The organism is Pseudooceanicola batsensis HTCC2597 (assembly GCF_000152725.1).
Classification (GTDB): Bacteria; Pseudomonadota; Alphaproteobacteria; order Rhodobacterales; family Rhodobacteraceae; genus Pseudooceanicola; species Pseudooceanicola batsensis.
The window spans coordinates 1,760,550-1,778,431 of sequence record NZ_CH724131.1 but is presented as its reverse complement, the minus strand read 5'-3'; the positions used below and the strand labels follow the sequence as shown (position 1 = coordinate 1,778,431).

13 protein-coding genes are annotated in these 17,882 nt (G+C 65.5%); 11 read left to right on the top strand and 2 right to left on the bottom strand.

Annotated elements, in window-relative coordinates:
- Positions 1–54: 54 nt before the first annotated feature.
- From OB2597_RS12560 to OB2597_RS12510, 11 genes are all read left to right on the top strand, one after another.
- Positions 55–9,264 carry an Ig-like domain-containing protein gene (locus OB2597_RS12560; RefSeq protein ID WP_009805950.1) on the top strand — a complete coding sequence of 3,070 codons (9,210 nt, stop codon included), beginning with the start codon at positions 55–57 and terminating at the stop codon, positions 9,262–9,264.
- Positions 9,265–9,327: 63 nt separating this feature from the next.
- Entirely contained in the window at positions 9,328–9,897 is a 570-nt protein-coding gene (locus OB2597_RS12555) for a VPLPA-CTERM sorting domain-containing protein (RefSeq protein WP_009805949.1), read from the top strand.
- 233 nt (positions 9,898–10,130) lie between these two features.
- Positions 10,131–10,349 (top strand): translation initiation factor IF-1, encoded by a 219-nt coding sequence (gene infA, locus OB2597_RS12550; RefSeq protein ID WP_005978431.1) that lies wholly within the window; start codon positions 10,131–10,133, stop codon positions 10,347–10,349.
- Positions 10,350–10,371: 22 nt separating this feature from the next.
- Entirely contained in the window at positions 10,372–10,947 is a 576-nt protein-coding gene (locus OB2597_RS12545; protein WP_009805948.1) for a Maf family protein, read from the top strand.
- Positions 10,944–12,005, top strand: a complete 1,062-nt coding sequence (locus tag OB2597_RS12540) for a ribonuclease E/G (protein WP_009805947.1) — start codon at positions 10,944–10,946, stop codon at positions 12,003–12,005. Before OB2597_RS12545 ends, OB2597_RS12540 begins: the two co-directional genes overlap by 4 nt.
- Positions 12,002–12,202, top strand: a complete 201-nt coding sequence (locus tag OB2597_RS12535; RefSeq protein WP_009805946.1) for a DNA gyrase inhibitor YacG — start codon at positions 12,002–12,004, stop codon at positions 12,200–12,202. The genes OB2597_RS12540 and OB2597_RS12535 overlap by 4 nt, the downstream gene beginning before the upstream one ends.
- A 55-nt stretch (positions 12,203–12,257) precedes the next feature.
- A complete protein-coding gene (gene hisD, locus OB2597_RS12530) occupies positions 12,258–13,577 on the top strand; it encodes a histidinol dehydrogenase (RefSeq protein WP_009805945.1) in 1,320 nt (439 codons plus the stop codon).
- 108 nt (positions 13,578–13,685) lie between these two features.
- Complete coding sequence (locus OB2597_RS12525) at positions 13,686–14,165, top strand: UPF0262 family protein (protein WP_009805944.1); 480 nt, start codon at positions 13,686–13,688, stop codon at positions 14,163–14,165.
- Positions 14,166–14,169: 4 nt separating this feature from the next.
- Entirely contained in the window at positions 14,170–14,631 is a 462-nt protein-coding gene (locus tag OB2597_RS12520; protein WP_040609310.1) for an arsenate-mycothiol transferase ArsC, read from the top strand.
- Entirely contained in the window at positions 14,628–15,017 is a 390-nt protein-coding gene (locus tag OB2597_RS12515) for a ketosteroid isomerase-related protein (protein ID WP_009805942.1), read from the top strand. Before OB2597_RS12520 ends, OB2597_RS12515 begins: the two co-directional genes overlap by 4 nt.
- On the top strand, positions 15,014–15,601 hold the full coding sequence (locus OB2597_RS12510; protein ID WP_009805941.1) for a GNAT family N-acetyltransferase: 588 nt from the start codon (positions 15,014–15,016) through the stop codon (positions 15,599–15,601). Before OB2597_RS12515 ends, OB2597_RS12510 begins: the two co-directional genes overlap by 4 nt.
- Here OB2597_RS12510 and OB2597_RS12505 read toward each other — a convergent pair.
- Positions 15,598–16,890 carry a flavin-containing monooxygenase gene (locus OB2597_RS12505; protein ID WP_009805940.1) on the bottom strand — a complete coding sequence of 431 codons (1,293 nt, stop codon included), beginning with the start codon at positions 16,888–16,890 and terminating at the stop codon, positions 15,598–15,600. The genes OB2597_RS12510 and OB2597_RS12505 overlap by 4 nt on opposite strands.
- Position 16,891: 1 nt before the next feature.
- Positions 16,892–17,854 carry an NAD-dependent epimerase/dehydratase family protein gene (locus tag OB2597_RS12500; RefSeq protein ID WP_009805939.1) on the bottom strand — a complete coding sequence of 321 codons (963 nt, stop codon included), beginning with the start codon at positions 17,852–17,854 and terminating at the stop codon, positions 16,892–16,894.
- Positions 17,855–17,882 lie beyond the last annotated feature (28 nt).

Genomic DNA, 17,882 nt, shown 5'->3' with positions numbered 1-17,882 from the left:
GCCGTAGCCCCGAATCGGGCGCGGCAAAGCGCTTTTGTAGCTGGGGGCACCGCTATGGGTAATTATGGATCGCGTATTATTGTCGGCCGTGACGGCGAATATGATCGCACAGGCTATACCGTTTCGGGCATAGGTGATTTCAACGGAGACGGGATCGGCGATTTTGCCGTCACCGCGCGAAACGGCGAGAACCGGTACGGTTCGGATACCGGGTCGGTCTACGTGGTCTACGGCACCGGTGACGCGGAACTCCGGTTCGATCTGGACGATATCGACGGCACGAACGGGTTCGAGGTCCGTGCGGACGTCGATCTCGACAATTACGACTATGGCAGCGTCTTCGGATCGCGCGTCACTGCGCTCGGCGATGTCAACAACGACGGTACCGACGACTTCGGCATCGTCCAGAACGCGACCAGCTACGGCAGCTATTCGGGCTATTACGGGTATTACGGATATTACGGCGAATACGGCTACGGCTATACCGCCAGCCGCACCAACGGAGTGGCCTACGTCATCTACGGCGGCCAGGACGTGGCGGCCGCCGGTGTGGACGTCGACGACCTCGACCACTTCCGTCTCGACGCGGATGGCGAGATCGTCGGGATGCTCGGCCTCGAGGACGTGAACGGAGACGGGATCGCGGATATCGGGCTGAACGTGGCCTCCCGCAGCGCATACTCCGGTTACAACGAGTATTACTACGTCTACGACGCGAACGGGAATGGGTACTACGACTACGACTACGACACCAATCCCGACGAGTTCATGAACTCGCACCAGCGCTATACCGCGATCGACGACGTCACCGGTTACGTGGTCTACGGCACGGGCGACGCGCGCGACAACGTGGACAACATCGCCGACCAGGGCGGCAGTTCGGTCATCGTCGACGTGACGAACCTGCAAACGGGCGAAGGGACGTCCTTCGACCTCGGCCAGGTGCTCGCCGGCAACTTCGGCTTTTACGGCGAGGTCGGGCTGGACGCCTTCGCGTCATCGTCCATCGGCGACGGCAATACGTATGACGCCTACGATTACGGCGTGGGCCTGGCGGGCTCGGTCGACATCGACGGCGACGGCTTTGCCGACGTCATCATGACCGAGGGAAGCGTCTATGCCGAAGACGCCTATGTCGTGAACACCTACGGGTCGACCTACTACTCGGGCGGGGTGTTCGCCTATATCGACGGTACCACGCTGGCCGATGTCGAGGGCGACACCACGACCCGGCTGACCTTCAGCACCATCAGCAACGCGCGCGACGGGGTGGCCGGGCTCGGCAACTTCTCGGGCAACGACGCCCCGCAGGAGATCGCGGTCTCGAGCTTCGTTCGGCCCGCGACCGATTTCCCCGACGAGGATCTGCCGGGTAACTTCCTGCGTGGCGTCTATGTCCTGAACGGCACCGAGGATTTCTTCGACAGCTCGTTCCGCAACGTCGGCCCGACCGAGGTCATGAACGGCGCGGCCTCGTTCTTCTACTCGGCGCTGACGTACACCGCCTCGAGCGGGAGCGAGTTCGCGGCGACCTTCTCGATCGACGGCGTTCTCGGGATCGGCGATTTCGACGGCGACGGCATCGACGACATGCTGATCGCGGCCACCCAGTACAACGCCGATGAACTTCGCTCCTACGACGTCGGTTTCGTCGTGCTCGGCACCGAAGGGGCGCGGACCGGCCTGATCGAACTGGAACAGCTGGTCGCGGACGGCGGGGCCTACAAGATCGTCGCGCCGGAGAATTCCGACATCGGGATGATCGCGCGCGCCGGCGACGTGGACAACGACGGCAATCAGGACCTGATCGTCGGCGAACCCTCCGCCGAAAGCGGCCTGGGTCTGGCGCGGATCCTGCATGGCGGCGCGGACGCACTGGAAGCAGCCGACAATGCCGACGGCTCCGATGACAACATCATCAACTACGGCAACTTCCTGGTCGATGTGGATACCGGTCTGGTGCCCATCGAGGTTTCGATCCAGAACCATATCACCGGCGCGACCGAGGGCGACACCGAAGCGGTGGAGCTCTCGTTCACGGTCTCGCGGACGGGCGACCTCTCGGCAGAGGTCACGGTCGACTGGGCCGTCGCAGGGGCTTCCGACTACTTCTATGCCGACGCTGATGCCGACGATTTCCAGGGGGGCGCCTTCCCGTCCGGTACGGTGACTTTCGCCGCGGGCGAGGATACCGCGACCATCTCTGTCTCGGTCGCCGGCGACCTGATCGACGAGAATACCGAGGACTTCAGGGTCGTGCTGTCGGATCCGACGACGGACAGCGAAGCGCCGATCCATATCGGAAACGACACCGCGTATGGCTTCATCTACGACAATGACGACCCAATGCGGTTCCGCGTCTACAATTCGGGCGTGAACGAGGGCGACCCGGGGGACGACAACGTCCTGCGTCTCCAGGTCTACCGCTACGGCAAGACCGACATCGAGGGATCGATCGACTGGTCCGTGACCGTCTACACCGCAAACACCTCGATTTCGGCCGAGGACGAGGATTTCGAGGACGCGCTGCCCCAGTCCGGCACGATCACCTTCGCCGCCGGGGAAAGCATCAAGTACATCGAGCTTCCGATCGCCGAGGACCAGGAGATCGAGGATCGGGAATATGTCGACGTCCGTCTGTCGAACGCGACGGCCGAGGGCGACTACCCGACCGAGATCGTCGACGGGGTCGGCTATGGGTGGATCGACAACGACGACTTCCCGGTCCAGTTCTCGGTCGATGACACGTCGGTCACCGAAGGCGATGGCGAGGACGTCACGCTGACCTTCACCATCACGCGGTCGGGCATCACCGATGCCGACGCGACGGTGGATTACCGTCTCGCCTCGAGCGGCGCCACGGCGGCCGACTTCTCGAGCGGCTATATCGACCCGGAGACGGGCCAGCCGATGGAAGGGACGCTGGAATTCGCCGCCGGCGAAACCACCAAGACGGTGTCGGTGCAGGTCGCGGGCGACGACATCGACGAGAATACCGAATATCTCTACATCTATCTGACGAACCCGACGACCACCGACACGAACACGCCGCAGATCAGCGACAGTTTCGGGCGCGGGAGCATCTTCGACGACGACGACTCGGTCGAATACCGGGTCTTCAACGCCTCCGCGACCGAAGGTGCGGACGGCGAACAGACCGCGCTGACCTTCACCATCACCCGCGGCGGGCTGACCGGCGTCGCCGGCACCGTGGACTTTTCGCTCGAAGCATACGTCAGCAGCAGCGCGGCGGATGCGACCGATTTCGCCTCGGGCTTCCCGCAGTCTGGCACGCTGGAATTCGCGGCCGGCGAAACCACCAAGACGGTCACGGCCTTCATCGCGGACGACGAAGCCGTCGAGAGTACGGAATACGTGCAGCTGGTGCTGTCGAACCCGACGGCCGAAGGGGGCGAGTCTGCCAAGATCACCGACGGGAACGGCATCGGAAGCATCTTCAACGACGACATTCCGGTCTCGTTCTCGGCCAACAGCGTGAGCGTCAACGAAGGCGACGATGGCGAGACCCCGACCGCCTCGGTGCGGGTGTACCGCACAGGCGAAACCTCGGTCGAGGCTTCGCTGGATTACACCATCCAGCCCTTCGTCAGTTCGCAGGCGGCCGACGACGACGACATCGTCGACACGTTCAACCTTACCGGCACGGTTGACTTTGCGGCCGGCGAGACCTTCAAGGACATCACGTTCGACATCCAGGGCGACGACGTACAGGAAGAGCACGAATACATCCAGGTCATCTTCTCGAACCCGACGGCTGTCGGCGCGCCCGTCCAGCTGGCGACCGGCAGCGTGACGGTCACGATCCTGAACGACGATGTCCCCGTCTCGTTCTCGGTCAACAACGCGGCCACGACCGAAGGGCAGAGCGGTGAGGAAACCCCGCTGACCTTCACGGTGTACCGCAGCGGTCCGAGCGACATCGAGGCGACGGTGGATTACCAGCTGCGGGCCTACCAGCCCAGTGCCTCCATCTCGGCCGAAAGCCCCGACTTCACCGGCGGTCTTCCTGCCTCGGGCACCGTCACCTTCGGGGTCGGCGAAACGTCCAAGACCCTGACCTTCCAGGTGCGCGACGACGAGGTCTATGAACAGACCGAATATGTCGAGCTGCTGCTGTCCAATCCGGTCGCCTCTGCCAATCCGCAGGGCGCCCAGATCAGCGACGACTATGGCCGCGGCACGATCTACGACGACGAGATCCCGGTGTATTTCCGCGTCTACAGCGACACCGTGACCGAAGGCGACCCGGGCGAGACCGAGACGCTGCGCTTCCTCGTGCAGCGGACCGGGGACACCGGCGTGGATGCTTCGGTCGATTACAGCGTCTCGACCTACTACTATCGCGGCGCCACCGATGCCGACCTGGCTGAAAGCATGTCGCTGCCGATCTCCGGCACGGTATCCTTCGCCGCCGGCGAGACGCAGAAATACGTCGAGATCGACGTGGCCGGCGACAATGCCTTCGAGGGCACGGAATACCTGCAGATCGACCTGTCGAACGCCGCCTCCGACAACGCCGCGGTGCTGCCGGTCATCCAGTCCTCGCGGGCCTATGGCTACATCAACGACGACGATATCCCCACCTACTTCCGTGTCAGCGGCTATTCCGCGACCGAAGGGGATGCGGGCGACAACAACGTGCTCCAGTTCATCGTCACACGCTACGGCGACACCTCGGCCGGCGCGAACGTCGATTACGACGTGTCGGGCGGCACCGTGGACGCGGCCGACTTCGACACCGGCGAATGGCCTACGTCCGGCACGCTGTCCTTCGCCGCGGGCGAGACCTCGAAAACCGTATCGCTCGTGATTTCGGGCGACCAGGATGTCGAGAACGACGAATACACCTACATGCGCCTGTCGAACGCGACCTCGGACGATGCCGAGATCACGGCGCAGATCACCACCTCGACGGCCAGCGCGGTGATCCGGAACGACGACTTCCCGGCCTACCTCTCGGTCAGCTACTCCACCTCGGTGACCGAGGGCGATACCTCGGCCGACAACACCGAACTGACCTTCACGGTCTACCGTTCCGGCGACACGACCTCGGCCGTCTCGGTCGACTACGACTTTGCCGGCGACAGCTATCAGCCGGTCAGCTCGGCCGATTTCGAAGCGGGTCTGCCGCAGAGCGGCACGATCGAATTCGCGGCCAGCGAAACCCAGAAGACCGTGTCCTTCCGGATCGCGGAAGACACCGAGATCGAGGGCAACGAGCGCGGCAAGTTCGTGCTCTCTAACGCCCAGCTGGTCAGCGGTGCGTCGGATGCGACCGTCCAGATCACGCGCAGCACCTCGATCGGCACGATCTACAACGACGACCAGCCGCCCGCGATCCAGGTGCTGGTCAACGGGTCGGCCTGGGGGACCTCGGTCAACGAGGGGCAGAGCGGCTTTACCGAAGTGCCCGTGGTCTTCGTGCGCGAAGGCGACCTGTCCGGCGCGCTGACGGTCAACTACGAGCTGCAGACCGTGCAGGGCAACGTGTTCTGGGCGGACAGCCAGGATATCGAGGGCTTCCTGCCGGCCAACGGCCTGTCGGTCTCCTTCGCCGATGGCGAGAGCACGTCGACCGCGGTGGTCCGCATCAATGGCGATGGCCTGATCGAGGCCAACGAGAGCCTGACGGTGCGCGTCACCGGCTACGATTCCGAGGACGACATCAGCTATCAGGTGCTGAACCCCTCGACCTCGATCATCATCCGCAACGACGACGGCCGGCCGCCGATCCCCGAACTGCCCTTCGACGTCGACGGCGACGGGGTGATCGAGGAGGGCGAATTCATCCGTGTCGAGGCGGACGTCTTCGGCGACCCGCATATCATCACGCTGGACGGTCTCGGCTACGACTTCCAGGCCGTGGGCGAGTATGTCCTCGTCGAAACCGAGGACGGGGCGAGCAATCCCTTCTCCGTCCAGGTCCGGTTCGAGGCCTTCCCCGGCTCCGATCTGGTCTCGGTCACGACCCGGATGGCCGTCGAGGTCAAGGGCAAGACCATCGAGATCGACGCCCATGACCCGGACAGCCCGCTGCTGATCGACGGCGTCGCCGTGGATATCGAGGCGGCCAAGCTCTCGGGCATCGACCTGGATGACGACGATACCAATGCCAACGACATCTTCATCACCGAGGACGGCAAGTTCTTCATCCGCCTGAACGATGCCAACGAACAGCTCATGGTGGGAATGCTCGACGGCGCGCTGAACGTCTGCGTCTTCCTCGGCGATCCGGCCGATGGCGGCAATGCCGGCGCGGTGCGGGGTCTGATGGGCAATGCCAACCAGGACCTGACCGACGACTTCAGCCTGCGTGACGGTTCGGAGATCCCCGACGAGGTCATCTCCTTCGACGACGACGGTACGCCCAGCCTCGATTTCGACTACATCTACGGGTTCGGCGATTACGAGGGCGGCGGCTACAAGGCCAGCTGGGCCCTGCAGGACGGCGAGGCGCTCTTCTCGGGCGACACGCCCGACTATCCCGAGAACTTCCCGGCCGCGCCGCTCAAGCTCGAGAACCTGCCGCAGAGCGTTCAGGACAAGGCGATCCAGGCCGCGCGGGACGCGGGCGTGGACGAGAGCGACCCGGTCATCTTCAACGCCGCGGCGCTCGACTTCGCGCTGACCGGCATGGGGGCCTTCCTCGGCGGGGCGACGCAGCTCGCGGCGGACCCGCAGGCGGCCTCCGACGTGACCGAGGCGCCGGACATCGTACCGACGGCCAACGTCACGGCGGACCTGACCTCGGTCACCGAGGGTGACAGCGGCGTGCAGGAGGTGACGTTCACCTTCTACCGTCTCGGCGGCACCAACGGCGCGCTCGAGGTGAGCTATGCCATCGGCGGCGACATCGATGCCGCCGACCTGGCCGACGACACCGACCTGACCGGCACCGTCTCCTTCGAGGACGGCGAGGACGAGGTGAGCCTGACCGTGCTGGTCAAGGGCGATCTGATGACCGAAGGCAACGAGGCGCTCGAAGTGTCGATCACCGGCACCGACAACGAGGCGGTCCTCGTCGGCGCGGCGCAGGGTGCGACCACCATCGTCACCGACGACACCGGCCCCGCCGCGCAGAACGACAGCCTCTCCGGCGAGGCCGGCGCCACGGTTTCGGGCAACGTCTTCGCCGACAACGGCCAGGGCGAGGACACGGATGCCGACGACGACACGCTGGTCCTGACCGGGATCACCATCGGCGGAACGGAATACGATGTCACCGACAGCCCGATCACGCTGGCCGACGGCCAGGTCCTGACCATCGACGACGAGGGCAACTTCCAGTTCGAGACGGGATCGGGCTTTGCCGATCTGCTGGTCGGCGAAGTGGGCTCGTTCGAGTTCGGGTACGAGGTGTCGGACGGCAACGGCGGCACGGATACGGCCATGGTGACCCTGTCGATCACCGGGACGGCGACCGAGAACCGCGCGCCCGTGGTCGAAGGCGAAACCGCCGAAGTGGACGAGGACGGGCGTCTCGATCTCTCGATCGTCGACCTGCTGTCGAACGACAGCGATCCCGATGGCGACACGCTCGAGATCACCGAGGTCTCGGCCCTCAACGGCACCGTCACGACCGGTCAGCCGTTCGGCGGCAACGGGCCGGGCAGTTTCTATGTCACCTACGAACCGGATGACGACTACAACGGGCCCGACACCATCACCTACGTCGTCAGCGACGGCAACGGGAACTCAACGAGCGGAGAGATCGCGGTCACCGTGAACCCGGTGAACGACAATCCGACGGCGGTCGTGGATACCGGTTTCACCACCGACGAAGACACGCACCTGTTCATCACGGAAGCCGAACTGCTGGCCAACGACTTCGACATCGACGGCGACACGACCCTGTCGGTCACACCGTTCACGAGCAACCTGCGCGCGGTCGAAGGCGGGTTCGAATTCACGCCCGGCGGCAACTTCAACGGGACCGCATATGCCAGCTATATCCTGCGTGACGGCAACGGCGGATCTTCGATCGCGAACATCGAGATCGAGGTGCTGCCGGTGAACGACGCGCCCCTGCTCGGCGTCGACAGCTACACCGCCGGTCTGGGCACGACCCTTGCCGTCGATGCCGCCGACGGTCTGCTGGACAATGACAGCGACGCCGACGGCGACGATCTTTCGGTGGTCGACAGCGAGGAGGGGGCCCTGGGCACCTTCGTTGTCAATGCCGACGGGTCGTTCACCTACACGCCGTTCGCCGGTGTGAGCGGGTCCGAGACACTCAGCTACACGGTGTCCGACCAGACCGTTGAGGTCTCCGGTTCCGTGACCTTCACCATCGACGAATCCACGGCGAACAAGGCGCCGATCGCGGTGGGCGACAGTTACGATGTGTCCGAGGATGCCGTTTCGGTCGTCCTCGACGTGCTCGGCAACGACAGCGATCCGGACGGCGACGACATCTTCATCTCGGCGTTCTCGCAAGGATCGAACGGAACGGTGGCGTTGGTCGGCGACACGCTGGTCTACACCCCGGTCGGCAACTACACCGGCGCGGACAGCTTTACCTATACCATTTCAAACGGGGATCTGACCAATACCGCGACGGTCGACATCACCGTCCTTGCAGAGAACGATCTGCCGGTCTTCACCGATACCGGGCCGTTCACGGTGGCCGAGAACTCGACCGCGGTCGGAACGGTCACCGCGTCGGATGTCGATGGCGACGGTCTCAGCTTCGGTATCGCTGCCGGCAAGGATGGCGGTCTGTTCGACATCTCCTCGGACGGTACGCTCAGCTTCAAGGTGGCGCCGGACTACGAGGCCCCGGGTGACGGCAATACGGACAATTCCTACCTCATCGACGTCACGGTCTTTGACGGAACGGAAACAGTCACGACCGAGGTCACCGTCAACGTGACCGACGAGGACGAGGGGCCGGAGCTCAACGAGATCCTGGGCACCACGGGCCGCGACTACCTGCTCGGCACGTCCGAGGCGGACGTCTTCATCTTCAACGGGGGCTTTGGTGACATGGCCCGCGGGCAGGGCGGGGCGGATGTCTTCGATGTATCGGTCAACATGTCGAACGGGGTGCGCGACGCCTCGCGGATCTTCGACTGGAGCGAGGATGATGCCTTGTCGGGCATCACCCTGGCTGATGTCGAAATGGCAACAGTCCGTTCGCTGCCGACCGCATTGCTTTTCACCTATGGGCCGGATAACGATATGATGACGATTACCGGGGACGTCTCCGGCGGTATTAATTCGCTCTTCGGGCTGGATGTTTGAGGCCCGACATTATTTTCCGGGCGCGACGGCCAAGCCGCGCCCGACCACACGGGGGAAATTGGAATGAAACATTTTATCAAGACGGCGATCGGCGCGGCCGCCATTGCCCTGTCGGCGGGGGCGGCTCAGGCGGTATCTCTGGACGACGTGGTTGCGACAGGACCCGAATACTTCAATGGCATAGTTGACCTCGACTATAATCTCACATTCGGGCCGGATGCCGGTTCAATTACGGATCTTGTTGGCCCCTTCCCAGTCGGCGGGAACCTCTCTTTCGATTCCCTCACTGATGCATTCATTTCTTCTTCGCTGACCGTTTTCGATACAGATTTTTCTATCTTGTTTGATGGTACCGTCGAGGACCATTCCCTGAGCCAAGACTTCGGCCCCGGCGATGACGTGCTGACACTTCTTCTTGTGAGGAGCTTTGGTGGCGCGACGCCATACGCAATCGCTACGCTGACGGGCGATCTCGACGCCTTGGGCGGGTTTTTCGCTGTAGGATTTGCGGGTGATGTGAATTTGACCGTCACCGGTGCCATCACGCCCGCCATCCCGCTGCCCGCCTCGCTGCCGCTTCTGCTGGCCGGTATCGGCGGCATGGGCTACGTCGCGCGTCGTCGCAAGGCCTGAGCCGGGGCGGCCCGCGCGGCCGCTCGCGGGACCGTCCTGCCCCCGCAGGCCCGATCGGCAGTTTCCTGCGGTCGGGCGGCCCGGGTCCCCGCAGAGGGCTTTGACGGCCGCCGCCCGCGCCCTGCGCCCTACCTGCCCCGCTCACGCATAATCCACTTGAAAACGTCGGCGTTTGCCCCCATTTAACGCGCACTCGCGCGTCCATTCGCGAGCAACGCAAGGATGGAGACTACATGGCCAAGGAAGACACTCTCGAATTCCCCGGCGTCGTGAAGGAACTCCTGCCCAATGCGACTTTCCGGGTCGAACTCGAGAACGGCCATGAAATCATCGCACATACGGCAGGCAAGATGCGCAAGAACCGCATCCGTGTTCTGGCCGGCGACAAGGTGCAGGTCGAGATGACCCCCTATGATCTGACCAAGGGTCGGATCAACTATCGTTTCAAGTAAGCGCCCCGGCGGCGCGGGCGATATGAAGCTGATCCTCGGATCCGGCAGTCCCCGCCGTCTGGACCTTCTCGCCACGCTCGGGCTGACGCCCGACGCGATCCGCCCCCCCGATATCGACGAGACACCCGGCAAGGGCGAACTGCCGCGTCCCTATTGCGCGCGGATGAGCCGCGAAAAGGCGCGGACGGTCCAGGCCGGCGCGGACGAGGTGGTGCTCTGTGCCGACACGACCGTCGCACTCGGCCGTCGGATCATGGGCAAACCGCGCGATGCCGGCGAGGCGGCGGAATTCCTGCTGGCCATGTCGGGGCGCCGGCACAAGGTGATCACCGCCGTGGCCGTCCGCCGTGGCGACCGCCTGTGGGAAAGGGACGTGGTCACCACCGTCCGCATGAAACGGCTGGACGATCTGGAACTGAACGCCTACCTCGCCACTGACGACTGGCGGGGCAAGGCGGGCGGCTACGGCATCCAGGGGCCGGCGGGCGCTTTCATCCCCTGGCTGCAGGGCAGCTATACCGCCGTCATGGGCCTGCCTGTCGCCGAAACGGCCAACCTGCTCAAAGCGGCCGGCTACCCGGTCTGGAGGACCGAATGAAAGGCACGCTGATCCTGCTCGATCACCTGCCGGGCCGGGACGGTCCGGTCGAGGCCGCCGCCCTCATGCGCGACGGCCGGCTCGAGGATCTGCTGATCGACAGCGACGCCCCGCGGCCGGGCACGATCTACCGCGCGCAGGCCGACCGGCCGGTGAAGGGGCAGGGGGGGATGTTCCTCGCGACCCCGGACGGGCCGGCCTTCCTGCGGCAGGTCAAGGGGCTGTCGCCGGGCGAGCCGCTGCTGGTGCAGGTCACCGGCCACGCCGAACCGGGCAAGGCCATCCCCGTCACCACCCGGCTGCTGTTCAAGAGCCGCCACGCCATCGTCACGCCCGAGGCGCCGGGGCTGAATGTCTCGCGACAGGTCCGGGACGAGGCCGCTCGCGACGCCCTTCTGGAAATTGCCCATGACACGCTTGCGGGCCATGCGATCCTCGACCGCAACGGCGGGCTGATCCTGCGATCCTCCTGCGAGGGCGCGGACGAAGAGGCGGTGGCCGAGGACATCCGCGCCATGGCCGACCTCGCCGTGCAGGTGCTGGGCGATGTCGCCGGAGCGCCCGAGAAGCTGACCGAGGGCGACGGCCCCCATGCCACCGCCTGGCGCGAATGGACCGAACCCGCGCAGATCGAGACCGAGGCGGGCTGTCTCGAAGATCACGGCATCCTCGAGAAGATCGAGGCCCTGCTGCGGCCGGCGGTGACGCTCGGCTCTGCCACGATGTTCGTTGAGCCGACCCGCGCCTTCACCGCGGTAGACGTGAACACCGGCGGCGATACCTCGCTTGCCGCCGGGCTGAAGGCGAACCTTGCCACGGCACGCGATCTGCCGCGCCAGCTGCGGCTGCGGGGGCTGGGCGGCCAGATCATCCTCGACCTCGCCCCTATGCCCAAGAAGGACCGCCGCACCTTCGAAACCGTCTTGCGCGCCGCGCTCAGGGCCGACGACACCGACACGGTGCTGGCCGGCTGGACCCCGCTCGGCAATTACGAGCTTCAGCGCAAGCGCGCCCGCCAGCCGCTGACCCAGATCGTGACGGAGGAGATGCTGCGATGAGCTGCCCGATCTGCCACAAGCCCTCGGAGGCGACATACCGCCCCTTCTGCTCGAAGCATTGCGCCGACGTGGACCTGGCCCGCTGGTTCAAGGGCGGGTACACGATCCCCTCGACCAATCCCGAGGATGTCGAAGAGGCCATCGAGGCCATCGAGCGCGGCGAGACGGGCGAGGATGATGAACCGACGCGCCACTAGCGGCTTGTGACGCCCCGGCCCGACCGGTAACAAGCGCCGAAAGCCGGAGAGTGCCATGCCCCACATCCTGTCCACGACCGATGCCGATTTCGAAGAGCGTTTCACGGCGCTTCTGTCGATGAAGCGTGAAGACAGCCCCGATGTGGATGACGTGGTGGCCGGGATCATCGCCGATGTATGTGCGCGCGGCGATGCCGCCCTGATTGAGCTGACCTCGCGCTTCGACCGGCTGGACCTGACGCCCGACACGCTGGCCTTTTCCGCTGCCGAGATCGACCGGAACTGCGCGCTCGTCACTCCGCAGGAGCGCGAGGCGCTGGAAACCGCCGCCGAACGCATCCGCGCCTATCACGTCCGGCAGATGCCCGAAGACGTCAGCTGGACCGATCCCGAGGGCGCGACGCTCGGCTGGCGCTGGACGCCGGTTTCGGCCGCCGGTCTCTATGTGCCGGGTGGGATCGCCTCCTATCCCTCGTCGATGCTGATGAACGCCATTCCCGCCAAGGTGGCGGGCGTGCCGCAACTGGCCGTCTGCGTGCCGACGCCCGACGGCCAGGTGAATCCGCTGGTGCTGATGGCCGCGCGCATCGCCGGGGTGGACCGGATCTACCGGCTCGGCGGTGCTCAGGCGATCGCGGCCCTCGCCTACGGCACGCAGACGATCCCGCCGGTCGACAAGATCACCGGGCCGGGCAACGCCTTCGTCGCCGCCGCCAAGCGCCGCGTCTTCGGCAAGGTCGGCATCGACATGATCGCCGGCCCCTCGGAGATTCTGGTGATCGCCGACCGGGACAACGACCCTGACTGGATCGCGCTCGACCTGCTCAGCCAGGCCGAACACGACGAGAGTGCGCAATCCATCCTGATCACAACCGACGCCGCCTTCGGGCAGGCCGTAGCGCAGGCCGTCGAGGCACGTCTGGAGACACTCGACCGCCGCGAGGTCGCCGGGGCCTCATGGGCCGGGAACGGCGCCGTGATCACGGTGCGCGACCTCGACGAGGCGGCCGAGCTTTCGAACCGCATCGCACCCGAGCATCTCGAACTCTGCGTGGCCGATCCCGAGGGGCTGGCCCGGTCCTGCATCCATGCCGGCGCGATCTTTCTCGGGCAGTGGACGCCCGAGGCGATCGGCGACTATGTCGGGGGGCCGAACCACGTCCTGCCGACCGCGCGCTCGGCCCGCTTTTCCTCGGGCCTGTCGGTCATGGACTTCCTCAAGCGGACCACCATGGCGCGGATGACGCCGCAGGCGCTGACCGCCATCGGCCCGGCCGCCGAAACGCTGGCCACGTCGGAAAGCCTCGGGGCGCACGGTCTCTCGGTCCGGGCACGGCGGGAAAAGCTGAACGCGCAGGGCACGAATACGGGGTGACAAACCCGCAAAAGTTAACCTACCTTCGCGAAGAAGTGGAAATTCGCTGCGGTGCAGCATAGATTGGAGCGCAGGGAGACCTGCATCCGATCAGAGGGAACCGGACCCATGTCCTACATTGCCCAGATAGAATTGGACGACCGCAATCTGCCGCCGCCCACCCCCGAAATCGAACAGGAGCGGCGCGTCGCCATGTTCGATCTTCTCGAGGAAAACAGTTTCAGCCTGCCGAACCGGGATGACCGCGTCGTGCCCGACGGCCCCTACAAGATCGCGCTGTCGATCCAGGAGAAACGGCTCGTCTTCGACGTGCAGACCGAAGATGGCAGCCCGGCCGCGCAATTCATCATGTCGCTCGGCCCGTTCCGACAGGTGGTCAAGGACTACTTCGCCATCTGCAAAAGCTATTTCGACGCGGTCAAGAACCTGCCGCCCGCGCAGATCGAGACCATCGACATGGCCCGGCGCGGCATTCACGACGAAGGCGCGCGCATCCTGATCGAGCGTCTCGAGGGCAAGGCCGAGGTCGATCACGACACAGCCCGCCGTCTGTTCACGCTGATCTGCGTCCTGCACTTCGGAGGCTGACCGCGTGGCAGCAGAACTTCCGCAATCCGTTCTGTTCTGCTGCGACCATAACGCGGTCCGGTCCCCGATGGCCGAAGGCATCATGAAAAAGCTCTACGGGACGGACACCTACGTCCAGTCGGCGGGCTGCTACAACGATCTCGAAATCGACGGCTTCGCCATCGCCGTCTGCGAAGAGATCGGGGTCGAGCTGTCCCGCCACCGGTCCCGATCGTTCGACGAGATGGAGCGCTTCGGCGACGACCTTTCCAGCTTCGACATGGTTGTCGCGCTCTCGCCAGCCAGTCAGAAACGCGCGCTGGACCTGACGAAATACTATCATCTGACGGTGGATTACTGGCCGATCATGGACCCGACCGGCATCGGCGAAACGCGCGAGCAGAAGCTGAACGCCTATCGCCAGTGCCGCGACCAGATCATCCAGAACCTGCGGCAACGCTTCGGACCTCCGGCGGTATCCCCATGACGATCATCGACAGCTATTTCGACGCCTTCAACAGGGGCGACACCGAGGGCATGCTCGCCTGCCTGACCGATGACATTGCGCATCACGTGAACGAGGGGCAGGTGCGGACCGGCAAGGTCCCCTTCGCCGCGTTCTGCGCCCACATGTCCCGCTGCTACCGCGAGAGGCTGACCGACATGGTCGTTTTCGTGAACGGTGACGGGACACGTGCCGCGGCCGAGTTCGTGGTGAACGGTACCTATCTCGCGACCGACGAGGGGCTGCCCGAGGCGCGCGGCCAAGACTATCGCCTGCCGGCGGGGTCGTTCTTCACCCTGCGCGACGGGCTGATCTGCCGGGTGACGACCTACTACAACCTGGCGGACTGGGTGCGGCAGGTCTCGTGATCGAGATCCGGACGCTCACGGGCGCCGCGCTCGAGACGGCGATCGATGACATCGCCCGGCTGCGGATCGCGGTCTTCCGCGACTGGCCCTATCTCTACGACGGCGATCTCGACTACGAGCGCAGTTACCTTCGCGACTACAACCATCCCACGGCGATCGTCGTCGCCGCGCTCGACGGGCCCCGGATCGTCGGCGCGGCCACGGGCATGGCGCTCGAGGTCCATGCCGAGGATTTCGCCGCCCCCTTCGCCAAAAGGCCCGAGCCGCTCGACCGCATATTCTACTGCGCCGAGTCGGTCCTTCTGCCGGAGTACCGGGGCCGGGGCCTCGGCCACGCCTTCTTCGACGCGCGCGAGGACCATGCCCGCAGCCTCGGCCGCCGCTATTGCGCCTTCTGCGGGGTGATCCGCCCCGAGGACCACCCGCTGCGGCCCGAGGGCGCGCGGACGCATGACGCCTTCTGGCGGGGGCGGGGCTATCTGCCGCTGCCGGGCGTGGTGGCGCATTTCAGGTGGCGCGACATCGACCAGCCGGGCGAGACCGACCATCGGCTTCAGTTCTGGATGCGCGACCTGACCCCCTAGGTGCCGGCCCGCCCCGAGGCCATGTCCGATTTCATCTGCGCGGTATAGAGCTTGTAATCCACCTCGAGGATGTACCGCGGCGCGTCGAGATAGGTGCGCCGCTGATAGTCCCGGTGCCTGCGGATCTCCTCGTCCATGGTCGGGCGGTCGGGCAGCGACATCCGGCCCGAAGCCAGCGCGGCGATCCATTTGCCCTGCGTCTCCACCAGCGGGATCGTCGGCCCGACCGGTTGCAGCAGCCCCGCGTGGATCAGGCCGGGATGGGCCGGCACCACCATCCGGCGGTAGAGCTCGCCCAGTTGCAGGTCCGGGTCGAACACGCCCCGGTCGAGAAACGGAAAGCCGACCTTGTATCCGGTGGCGAAGATGATCGCGTCATAGGGCGCGTCCGAGCCGTCCTCGAAGGCCACCCGGGCGCCGTTCAGCCCGGAGACATTGGGTTTCACGTCGATATAGCCGTGGCCGATGTTGGGCAGCAGATCCTGGCTCAGCGTGGCGTGTTCACGGTACATGGGATGTTCGGGGCGCGGCAGGCCGAAGCGTCGCTGGTCCCCGACCCCCAGCTTGATCAGCTGCGCCATGATCCGGCGGACCGCCGGTGTCGGCAACCGCAGCCGCCGGCCCAGAAATCCCGACCACTGGTCGATCGGAATGCCCATCAGGTACTTCGGCATGACCCAGGCCGAGCGCCGCGTCGACAGGGTGACATGCTTGGCCCGGCGGCAGAGATCGACGGCGATGTCCACCGCCGAGTTGCCGATTCCCACCACCAGGACGCGCTTGCCGATATAGGGATCGGCGGTCCTGTAGTGATGCGAATGGATCGTCTCGCCGTCGAAATGGCCGGGAAAGTCGGGCATGCGCGGATCCGACAGGTGGCCGGTCGCGATCACCACCCGGTCGTATTCCCGGCTTTCCCCGGACCCCAGCGTGACGGCGTAGCCCCCCTCCTTCGGAACGACCGAGTTGATGCGCGTGCCGAAGGTGACATGGCGCGGGATGTCGAAATGCTGGGCGTAGCGCTCCAGATGCTCCAGAAATTGCTGATGACTCAGAAAATCCGGAAGTTTCGGATCAATCGGAAAATCCGAATAGCCGAGGTTCGGGCGGCTGGTGTCGATGTGCAGCGAGGCATAGCAGGAGGACTGGCCGTTGTCGTTCTCGTAGCGCCACATCCCGCCGATGTTGCTGCCCTTCTCGAAGACGTCGAACTCTGCCCCGGCCTGCTTGAGAGCCTTCGCAACCGTGACCCCGGACGAGCCGGCGCCGATGATGCATGTCCTGCCCATGTCAGATGTCCCTGTGGTCCAGGTAATCCGCGATAATGGCGTCCGCGCTCTCGTCCGCCGCGATGCCCAGTCCGGCGGCGTGGCGCGAGACGAAGCGCGTCGGCCAGCCCTCGACCACCGCCTGCATCGCGTCGTCGGGCACGACCCGCACGCGGCCCGTGCCGCCGGCCCGCGATGCGGCCGAGATCATCTCGCCGACGCTCACCGTCAACGCAGGAAGGTTGAGCGCGCGTTTCGGCGGCAGGCGGTCCGCCGGGACGTCATGCAGCGCGATCAGCCCCGCCACGACCCGGCCAGCCGATACCACCGGCACCTCGGTCTCGGCGGACAGTGGGGCGTCGGTGTCCCGCCCCTCAAGCGGTTCGCGCAGGATCGCCGCGACCCGGTCCGAGACGACGGGCTGGGTCACGCCCGGGCGTATCAGGACGATCGGCAATCGCAGCGACCGCGCATCGACGCGCCCGTGGCGCGAGGCATCGGCCAGGATCAGCTCGTTCACCGCCTTGTGCGTGCCGTAGGTGGTCTCGGGCAGCGGGGCCAGGGCGTCGTCCACCTCGGGCGGCAGAGAGCCGCCGAAGACCGCGATGGACGAGGCAAAGACAATCCGGGGACAGTCGCGGGCGGCCGCGATGATCGCACGGAGCGGCGCGACATTCACCTGCCAGGCCTGGTCCGGGTCCTGTTCGGCGTGAAAGGTCAGCTGCGAGGCCAGGTGGAACAGGCTGTCGAACGGCTCGGCCGTCAGGGCGGCCAGTCGCTCGGGGTCCGAAAGGTCGCCCTGGAAGGTGCGGATGGAGAGGCCCGCCGGCGCCTCGGGCACCGAAAGCTTGCCGATGTCGCACAGCAGCAGCTCGGAAATCGCCTCTTCCGCCCCGCCGGGGCCGATGAGGCGCCCCCTGGCAATCAGCGCCGCTGTCAGTCGCCGCCCAAGAAATCCGGCCGCGCCGGTGATGATCACGCGCATGAAACCTCCTCTTTCGAGGAGACATACT